The sequence below is a fragment of the Streptomyces sp. NPDC015032 genome (assembly GCF_043080425.1).
Taxonomy (GTDB): Bacteria; Actinomycetota; Actinomycetes; order Streptomycetales; family Streptomycetaceae; genus Streptomyces.
In genome coordinates, this window is sequence record NZ_JBIBVN010000019.1 from 39,447 (window position 1) to 49,261 (window position 9,815).

Annotated in this window: 6 protein-coding genes; 1 reads left to right on the forward strand and 5 read right to left on the reverse strand. The window is 69.0% G+C overall.

Annotated features, from left to right (window positions below; all coding sequences use genetic code 11):
* Window positions 1-42 precede the first annotated feature (42 nt).
* Window positions 43-975: a helix-turn-helix domain-containing protein gene (locus ACF08M_RS24740; protein WP_392187459.1), complete on the forward strand. Its 933-nt coding sequence runs from the start codon at window positions 43-45 to the stop codon at window positions 973-975.
* Window positions 976-986: 11 nt separating this feature from the next.
* Here ACF08M_RS24740 and ACF08M_RS24745 read toward each other — a convergent pair whose 3' ends face one another.
* The 5 genes from ACF08M_RS24745 to ACF08M_RS24765 all read right to left on the reverse strand — a co-directional run bounded on the left by ACF08M_RS24745 (window position 987) and on the right by ACF08M_RS24765 (window position 9,768).
* Window positions 987-1,808, reverse strand: coding sequence for an SAM-dependent methyltransferase (locus tag ACF08M_RS24745; RefSeq protein WP_392187540.1), 822 nt, complete (start codon window positions 1,806-1,808; stop codon window positions 987-989).
* Between the two features lie 141 nt (window positions 1,809-1,949).
* Window positions 1,950-2,471, reverse strand: a complete 522-nt coding sequence (locus ACF08M_RS24750) for a hypothetical protein (RefSeq protein ID WP_392187460.1) — start codon at window positions 2,469-2,471, stop codon at window positions 1,950-1,952.
* 227 nt (window positions 2,472-2,698) lie between these two features.
* Window positions 2,699-3,760: a helix-turn-helix domain-containing protein gene (locus ACF08M_RS24755; protein ID WP_392187461.1), complete on the reverse strand. Its 1,062-nt coding sequence runs from the start codon at window positions 3,758-3,760 to the stop codon at window positions 2,699-2,701.
* Between the two features lie 1,617 nt (window positions 3,761-5,377).
* Window positions 5,378-8,992 (reverse strand): NACHT domain-containing protein, encoded by a 3,615-nt coding sequence (locus ACF08M_RS24760; RefSeq protein ID WP_392187462.1) that lies wholly within the window; start codon window positions 8,990-8,992, stop codon window positions 5,378-5,380.
* Between the two features lie 149 nt (window positions 8,993-9,141).
* Window positions 9,142-9,768, reverse strand: coding sequence for a TetR/AcrR family transcriptional regulator (locus tag ACF08M_RS24765; protein WP_392187463.1), 627 nt, complete (start codon window positions 9,766-9,768; stop codon window positions 9,142-9,144).
* Window positions 9,769-9,815: the final 47 nt, after the last annotated feature.

Sequence of the window (9,815 nt, forward strand, 5' to 3'; positions counted from 1 at the left end):
ACATACTGTCGCCTCAGGCACCGGCCCAGGGGAGGTTTCGGCATGGCTGGCCAGCACACGGGGATTCCGTCGATACGAGGGTTCCAGCCACGTCCGTATCTCGGGGCGGCAGCGCATCGCAGGGCTCTGGGTGAGCACCTGCGGCGCTGCCGCAACAGTCGCGGGATCACCGGCAAGGCCGCGGCACGGCACATCGGTACGTCGGGGTCGACGGTGAGCCGGTTGGAGAGCGGGGATCGGACGGAGAACACCGGGCATCACACTGCCGCCCTGCTGCGGGTATGCGGTGTGGCCGACGAAGGAGAGGTCTCCCACGCGCTGTCGGTCGCGGCCGAGGGTGAGCGCCCGGATGCCTGGGAAGCGTACGGCTCCTACGTCGCGCGGTGGGTACAGCCGCTGCTCGCATTGGAGCCGGCGGCCCAGCGGATCATGTCCTACGAGCCGCAGCTGGTCCCGGGCTGGCTGCAGACGGAAGAGTACGCCCAGCTTGTGATCCGGGCCGGGTTCCCCGACGCGGATCAGCACGAGATCGAGGCGAGGGCGCGGGCCCGGGCGAGCCGGTTGTCCCTGTTCGAGCGGTCTCAGGAGCCGCCGGTCCTGGTCGCGGTCATGGACGAGGACGTGCTGCGCCGCCCCGTGGGCAGCCCCGGAGTGATGTACCGGCAGATCGAGCACTTGATCGGCATTCTCCAGGGGAATCTGCGGCATCGGATCAAGTTGCATATCGCACCGCTGGCCATCGGGACGATGGGAGCAGTGGGGCATCCGATCGTCCATCTGAGGTTCGCCGACGCGCTCCTTACCGACTTCGTGTACTTGGAACAGAGTGAGAATGCGCGGTGTGTCGAGGGCGAGGGCGAGGCGGAGCGCTACCGATCCCGCATCAATGGTCTGTCCGCGATGGCCAATCCTGCCGAGCAGACCCTGACCCTGCTGGAGGACCGGCGAGATGAACTCGCCCGCAACCGGCCCTGACCGACGGCCGGTCAGGACACCAGGCCGACTCCGCCGAACTCTTCCCACTCGAAACTGAGCTGTGGCGGGGCGGTTGCCGCCCGGTCGGGCCGCCACTGAGACACTTCGACGAGGCCGGGGTCCAGGACGGTGAGGTCGTTGTTCTCGAAATAGGTTCTGACGTCGGCTCGTGTGCGGACTCGGCCCCAGTGTCCGTGAGTCTCCCTGACCATGAAGTCGGAGACGCCGTCACGGACCTCAGGGCTCTCGCTGACGAGCTGACAGATGACCACCACACTACCGCTGGGAAGCCGGGCTTTGACGTTCCTGATCAGGTCCAGGGGGCGATCCTCGTCCGGGATGCAATGCAGCACGGACACGAACAGTGCCGCAACGGGTTCACTGAAATTGATCAGACGGCCCACCTGCGGACTGTCGAGGATCATGTCGGTGTTCCGCATGTCCGCCTGGAGGACCGCGGTGCGGTCATTGGTTTCCAGCAGTGCGCCGCCCACGCTCCGCACGATCGGATCGGTGTCCACGTACACGACGCGCGAACGGTTGTCGACGCGTTGGGCGATCTGATGCACGTTGTCCTGGGTGGGCAGCCCGGACCCGTGATCGATGAACTGCCTGATCCCATAGTCCTTGGCCAGCACACCCACCACTCGCTGGAGAAAAGCACGGTTGTTGAGGGCAAGTGCCTTCATACTCGGCACCTGCCGCAGGAGGTGGGCGCAGGCGGTACGGTCGGCCGCGAAGTTGTCCTTGCCGTCCAGCAGATGGTCGTACATCCGCGCGACGCTCGGTGTCCGGACATCGACTCCGTATGGAAGTTCGCCCTCGGCCCGCATGCGTCCCCCGACAGTCACAGCGCGGCCCCGGCCGGCCCGCTCGGAGGTGGAAAGCCTAGTGGGATTTCAGCTCGGGCACGAGACCGCGAGCGGCTGACAAGGAGGCGCGCGGAGTGCCTCCGGGGCTCGGGGGAAGCGGAGTCAGCGCGCGTAAGGCGGCTGTCCCGCTTCGCGCCGTCCTGGTGGGCTGCAGGGGCACCGGCCGAATCCCGGCTCGTTCGCTCCTCGGAGGGCCGCGAGGAACTCGCTGTGCGCAAGTCCCATGAGTTCCGCAGCCATTGCGCTGTCCATCTCCAGCTGGACGCACAGCACGAGTGCGTCGGCGACGCAGCGGTGGCGGCAACAGCAGGGCGGCGGCAGCGGCGTGTCCTTGCCCGCGTGGTCCACGTGCTCGCAGAGCAGCTGCCAGGCCACGGCAGCCGGATGTGAACAGCCCAGAACGCTGGACCAGTTGACCGCGAGTGCGGTCAGGGTGTCCTCGACTGCCTCTTCGGCCAACCGGCGGGATCCCAGGCGAGCGGTCGCGTAGGCGAGGTAACTCTCCTTGTAGAGGGCGCGGAACGCGTGGAACGCCATCACCGCGGCCTGGTTGCCGACTGCACAACGGGCAGTGCGCGGGCAGCCGTCGGCCCGGAGAGGTAGGGAACGGTGTCTCGTCGTCATCTCGGCGATCCCGCCATCAGCTTACTGTCGGATCGGCGGCCAAGGGCTGTCCCTCAATCCCTGGTGGATCAGCGCGCGGCGTCATATGCGGTGCATCGCAAGGCGGAGGGACGTCCGCATACTGGATGTATTCGGACGTCCCGACAACCCGGCGAGGATCGGGCCTTCCCTGCTCGAGCGCAGCCGAGAACTTGGGGAAGCAGCCGCCGTCGTGCGCCCGCCAGGGACTACGGGACAGCCCTTAGATCGGTGACGGATGGGTCGTCCGTCATCAGGAAGCTGTAGTGGACGGCTTCCCACAAGGGTTTCAGGTGGGCGGCCTGGCCACCCAGCGCGGTGACGAGGGTGCCCAAGGTCTCCCATTCCGGTACCAGTTCTCCTCGAAGTACCTGGGTGACGACGCGGGCAGGCACCTTGCCGTTGCTGCGTCGCTGGATCTGCTGGGGAGTCGGTCTGGCCGCGGCCAGGTGGAGCCCCCGTAGGGCGGCCTTCAAGGAGGCGATGTGCTCGGTCGCTGTCTGCCGCGGTCTTTGCGTGATGCCGTGGGCCACTTCGCACAGCAGGCGAAGGTCCCGCGGTTCCTGCCCCATGACGCTGCACAGGTGGCACACCAGGTCCCATGAAGGAAGCCGCTCACCCGACAGGATCCGGGAGATGAAGGAGGGGGAAAGCATGGTGTGGTCTGCCAGTGCACGGATACTGATGCCTCTCTCCCGCTGGAGCTGAGAGAGTGCTGCGGCGAGCCGCCGTCCCGCGGTCCCGGGTGTCGCACCGGGCTCGCGCGTCGGCCCGTAGCCCTCCCCCTGCAGGGAAGCAACCACTCGTGGGCCGGGTATCGGCACCGCTCTCTGGGCGGCCGCCCGGTGGTCCAGCAGGCGTCGGACGCGGTCGGAGTTCCACTTGCTGCGCGCTGTCTCCGCCGTCACGTTCATGGCCTTCGCGACGTCATCCCATTTCGCACCCCGGGTGCGTTTCTCCCGAACCACCGCGGCCAGGAAACACGCGATCTCGTTCTCCACCGCGCGGGCGCGCCGGACCAGTTCTGCAAGGTCCTCCCCCGCGTACGCGGCCTCCGTGAGGGAGCCCGCGAGCCGGTGCACCTCGGCCGCGATCTCCTGGCCCAGCGATCGCCGGTCCTCGCCGATGCGCGGCCTCTCGCGCTCCCGACGTCGCTGCGCCTGCCTTCGGCACCCGTTGTCGCAGTACGAGCGCCGCCGCCCGGGCCCGCTGACCTCGGGCAACTGCTTCTCGCAGAAACCGCACGTGCGCCTGTCCGGCTCGGCACGCATCTCTTCCTCCCTCCACCGTCACCGCCCAGGCCGCCTCCGCGGTGGAGCACCGGGGAGACGGCCATCCGATATCCGGGCTCAATTACTGCGCTTCCGGCAGGGGTACATTCCGGCACTCAGCACGGGTCTCATCACGCCCCGAGGCCCTTGTGACGGGCTGCCCCCGAGTCGGGTTCGGTCCGCCCGGGCCCACTGCCGGGAGAACCGGGAGTCCCGGCAGGCCCACACGGCCACCCCCCGAGGCTCCCAGACCACCCCGGCCCACCCAGGCACGGTCCCCTGTGCCCATACGGAGGCCGAGCAGCACGGACTCGCCCCCATGCCGAACGTGACAATGCCGGCACGGAGCCGTGCGAAATCCCCGCCCCGTTGTTACCGTCACCAACGCCCCGAGACGCCACGGCGCTCCGGATCGCATATCGGAAAGACATGAGCTTCCCCTTCGGGATCTCGTACTGGACGGAATGCTGAAGGGGGGCTTGGTTCGTAGGTCCTCAAGCCCGGCCCAGGCCTCCTCTCGATCGCGACACTAACGCGACTTTGCGCACCTCCGCCACGCCGTCACACCGTAATCCGATATATACGCCCGGAACCAGGATGCGAAAATAAAATCAGATCGGCGCCGTGAACACCTCATCGGCTCTGCGGGTCATTTTGTGCCGTCAGTTGATTTATTTTGATCGACTGTCTTTCTTGTTGATCAGTGCTTTCTCACTGCCGGGACAGACAGCGCTGAAACCGTCACTGGAATTTCGGAGTGCCCTCTACGCCTTCCTTGCGACGGAGATGCCGGCACGCGCACGCCGCAAGGACCACCACCTGCTTCGACCACGCTCGGAAGGTGGCACGTCCCGGAGCCTCGCGGGGCCCGGCACCAGGGGCGGCCAAGCCCGCAGGGCGGTGCGCAAGGTCTCCGTGTTGACTTCGTGCGTGCCCAAGGTCTGTGCCATAACGATCAGGCAGGACGGCGGCGCAGCAGGTCGTCGACCGGCCGCGGGGTCAGCCAAGGCCGGTTGCCCATGCCGTCGGCGCGGCGAAGTCGTCGATGGCGAGGCCGCATGGCGGGTCGACCCGGCGCAGTAGGGCGGGACCGTCGAGCCCATCTGGGCCCGCGACTCCATGCGTCACTCCACGGCAGGCCGTTTCCGCACCGTCCGCCGATAGTTGCGCAGACCTTCCCAGCCGAGCCTGAGTACCAGCAGCGGCATGAGGATCACGAGCGCGATCCCGATGAGAACCATCATGCCGTACCCAACCGGCGCGGCCACTCACGCGCGCTCACCGGCTCCCGCCCGCCCGATGAGTCACGGCCCCTCCTGCCAGTACCAGGCCACGGGCCAGACGGCCTTTTCGTGCTCCCACTGAAGAGTTCTCCCCGTCGTACAAGCCTCTATCCGCAGAATCCTCGCCTCCTCCTGCGTCCGGCCTTCCCTCACACGCTGCCCCTCGCACGGGGATCGGAGAACGTCGGACGCGACATGATCGGCCAAGGGACCATCCATCACGCGCAAGGCCGTCGGCTGGTGGCCGGCACAGGAGTGGGTCGAGGCCGACCCCCCGGCCCGGTCCGAGGCGCTGCGCGGCGGCCGCGGAAGCCACGGCATGGCGATGGAGCACTCAGGCGGAGCAACCGGGCCTGGCGGAGGGAAAGTTGCAGGTCTGCCCGAAGATGTCGTTCACGATCTTCTGCGCCAGCTCGGGGCGACCGTCCGGCACTTCGACCCGCGCCCGGAGCAAGAAGGAATGGTGCTTCCCGCTCACCGCCTTGAAACCCCACCGACGGATCAACGACATCCGGTACCGCCGGTGTTTCCCGTCGATGTGCTCGACCGCGTAGGAAACGGTGCCCTGCAACCGCTCCTTCCACACGGTCCGGTCCCTTTCGCCGAACCCGTCGGCATACGTTCGCATTTCCTTCGGGTCGCAGGCGTCCTTCGCGCCGCAGTAGTGGGACCAGACATCGATACGGATGTCGGGTACGAGCCCCGCGCGGACGAACTCCTTCTCCCCCTCACAAATGCGCTGGTCCTCGCGCCCGCCCTCCGTCGATTCGCCCATGGCCGGGCCGCATTCCATGAATCGGGGGATACGGAATGCCAGCTGATGGCCGGGGATCTCCTCGATATACGCGCTGTCTTCGCGCCGCCAGACCGCGCCGTACAGGGGCCGGTACGGACGGTCGACGTAGGCGTTGAACCGGGTGCCCTGGGCCGGGACCCTGTCGCGTGGCACGTCGGCCACGGTCCGGGTGTCTGCCGATTTCACCGCATCGTCGAATCCCGCGCGCTGCAGTGCCCGGCGGGCGAGGATCCGGGCCACGCCGATGGCACGGTCGCGGTCGGCGAACTCCTCCGTGTAGCCGACCTCGATGACAGCATTGCCCACGCGCACGGATGCGGTGGCCGTGGCGGACTTGCGCGGGTGGACCCCATCCCATCCCCCTTCGTACTCGCTGTTCCCCACTCCGGGGATGGGATCCCCCGAAACTATGCGTGCCTCGTCACCCAGTCCCTCCAGGCTCTGCTCCTTGCTCCGCAACGCCGTCAGGACTCGTCGCCGGCGCGCCAGTTCGTCCCGCGCGTGTTCCGCCCCGCTGCGTCGGTCGAACGCCTGGAGAGAACTCACGGCCGTGTACACCGTGGTCCTGACCTCGATCCGCACGCTCCGGGCGAAGGGCGACTGTTCCTCGACGGTGCAGTAGCCCCGTTGATCCGGCAGTCGGGTGGGGTTGCCGGCAGCCGAGAGCAGGGGAACACGACTGGAAGCCCTTTTCGCCGCGCGGACGGTGAGCCGGTCCACGTCCTCTCCGTCGAGCAGCGCGCATGCCGCGGGAAGCGCCCGTACGGGCCCCGTCGCCGCCCTCGCGGAAAGCCCCGCCGGGAGCATCGCCAGGATGCCGATGGCCGCCGCCGCGCCCACCAGTTGGCCAACGCCGGTGCGCAGCCGGAGAGGCCACTGTCGTACGGTCGCCGCCTCGTACACCGCGGCCTGCGCCAGCCGGTCGCGCAACTCGATGTGGCGGAACCGGTACATGCCCCCGGACTGGCGCAGCACCCCGCGTCGGTGTGCGTCCTCCAGGAACGCCATGAGCCGTAGCGGCAGCCGCCCCGTGGCCGCCAGGTACAGTCGTGCGACGCTGTACCGTCCCCAGGCGGATACCGCCACCGCGTACAGCAGCCAGGTCGTCAGCGTGCCCGCGACGGTGACCGCCCAGGTCCCGATGCCCACCACGTCCTGGCCTCCCGACACGGACCAGCCGCCGAGGAAGACCGGGGGCAGCCAAAGGATGGCCAACGGCACTATCAGTTCGCTGATTTCGCGGATCGGGGTCAGCCAGCCGAGCCCGAGGACCGCGGCCCGGTCCGAGCGCAGCAGCCCGGCCGGTGAACGCGCGAGGGACGGATCGGCCGAAGGCCACACCGCGCGCACCGTCCGCCGGCCGGCGACCGCACCGAGCAGCCCGCACACAACTGCAAAGTACGGGCGCGCGAACCCGAGCACCCCTCCCGTCGCTCCACCGGCTGCGACAAGCAGGGCCGCGATCCGGTACCGCCGACGCGCCCATAGCCCCCGCACCTGCGGCCCCGTCGGCACTGCCAGCCGACTCGGTGCCTGGTGCCAGTCGGTCCTGGCCGTCAACCATGCCTTCAGCATGGCGACGCCGTACAGCACCGCGAGGGCTCCCCACACCGGCACCCCGTCCCACTCCGGCCACCAGAGCGAGGACCTGCCCAGCCCCAGCCACGCCACCAGCGCCACGCTGAGGGCACAGGCGGGGGCGATTCCGCACACCCTGATCCAGGTGGGGACTTCGTCGTCCAGGTGCCACCACGCCAGGTCCTGTTGACGGTGCGCCTTCATGCGCGCCGCCAGGAAGCCCGCCCACTCACGCGCCTGGTCGGGGGCCCAGCCACCGCTCGCAGTCAGGTCGTCGTGCGACCGGCTGTAGACGGCGTCGAGGAAGGCGTCGTACAGATGCCTCTCGATGTCCGCCCGGCTGCTGAACCGCCCGCGCTCCAGCAACACTGTCGGATCGACGCCCTCACGGCCGTAGGCGACCTTGGCCAGTGTCACCATGAGCGGGACACGGAGCGTCCTGCGCAGGCGCACGGTTTCGGGGGCCCGGTCGTCCGTGTCGCCGAGACGGTCGAGCACCGCGGACCATTGCGTTCCCGTCCGGTCTCCCGGATTCAGGAACGCGGCCACGGCGTCGATGGTCAGGGGGCACAGGACGATCTCGTCCCGGATGAAAGCGCCGTGGTCGGGCACGTGCGCGCGGAACTCGGGCTCACGGCTGGTGAGCACGAAGCGGTGCCCGCCCCGCAGGCTCTGGGTGAGCTCGCGCATCGCCGTCTGCCGGACGCCGGAGGGGAGTTCGTCGAAGCCGTCCAGAACGGGCAGTATCCGCCCGGTACGGAGCAGGGTGAAGGCGACCTCGTCGGCCGGTGCTCCGGGAACCGGTGTGCACGCACCGGGATGCTCGTCCGCCAACTGCTCGGCCATCCAGCCGAAGAGGCCCTTGCGCGGGTCCCAGGACGCGAGCGGGACCAGGATTGGCACCGGTCCGTCCCCGGTGCGAGCGCGGTCTTCGAGAAGTTCGTGCGCGAGGCGCAGCGCCAGAACGGATTTGCCCGCACCGGCACCCCCCAGAACAACCAGGCGCTGCCCGGTCGCCCTGACGAAATACCGTGAGGGCGAGCCCAGTCGGAGGTCGGATGGCCAGTCCGGGACACGCCAGGCGACCTCGATGGGTTCCGGGTCCCGGATCTGCTTCCAGCGCTCGTCCTGCCCGTACACGAAGGACAGTTTCCCGGCCAGTTCCTCGGCCGCCTGCCTCAGGGACTGCTCCGACAGCCACGCCGCTCTGCGCCTGCCGAGGATCCGCCGGCGCACCCGCACCCATGTCTCGAAGGCGAGTGTCGCGGCGATCAGCAGCCAGCCCGCCCGCGCGGCACCGAGCGTGTGTCCCACCGGCTGCGGCAATGCCGGACGGGCCACCAGGAGCACCACGGCGAAGGCGATGACGGCGTACGGGGCGCCCAGCCGGACCGAGAGCACGACCCGCCCGATGTGGCCCGCCATGACGACGTTCCTGTGTGTCCCGCCCGACAGCCGGTTGGTGACCGGCCCTGTCCTCTCCCGGAGCATCGCGGCCCTCAGTCCGGGGCCGTCGGCGATGTGGGTGCATTCGGCTGCATGGGCGTCTCCCTCCCCGAATAAGAACATGGCCATGCCACATCCGCGGAGTCAAGAAGGCTGGACAATGCGGTTAGCATCCGGCGGTTCGCATCGATTCCCGTCACAACGCCCGCCCCGTCGGGGCGGATTCGGGTAGTCCGGCCGGGGCCACGAGCGCCGGACTCCGGCACGGGGCCCACTCGTCACCCGGCCCGTCCCTCCTCCGTATCGAAGCCGCCCGCCGCGCCCCCGACCACTCCCGGCGCCCCCGCCCGCAGCCCGTCCATCACCAGGTCCAGCAGGCGCGTCGCCCGGGGCTGCCAGTCGCCGTGCGGGTCGATATGCCAGAGCCCCGCGATCGCGAGCACGAAGTCGTCGGGGGTCAGGCCCGGACGGATGGTGCCGGCTTCCTCGTTCGCGTTCATCAGCAGCGTGACCGCCCCGGTCACCGGGCCATACCCCAACTGGGCGAGGCTGCTGTAGCTGCTGGTGGTCTTGCCCAGCGCGTCGGCCAGGCCTGCTTTGGCCATCGCGTACTGGGCCAGCCGGTCCATCCACTCCCTCAGGGCATCGTCGGGCGCCCGGGTGCGGAGCAGTTCGGCCGCGGCATCGGCGACCTGCTGAATCTCGTAGCGGTAGACCTCCAGCACGAGGGCCTCTCGGTGGGGGAAGTTGCGGTAGAAGGTCCCCTGCCCGACCCCGGCCTGCTTCGCGATCGCGCTCAGCGGGACGTCCGCATTCCGCGTCAGCTCGACGAGCGCGATCTCCAGGATGCGTTCGCGATTCCTCTGCGCGTCCGGACGCAGGGCCCCGCTCCTCTCCTCCCGCACCTGCCGTCCTCCCCCGCGGTCGCGATCCGGCACTGCCCTAGGTGTAT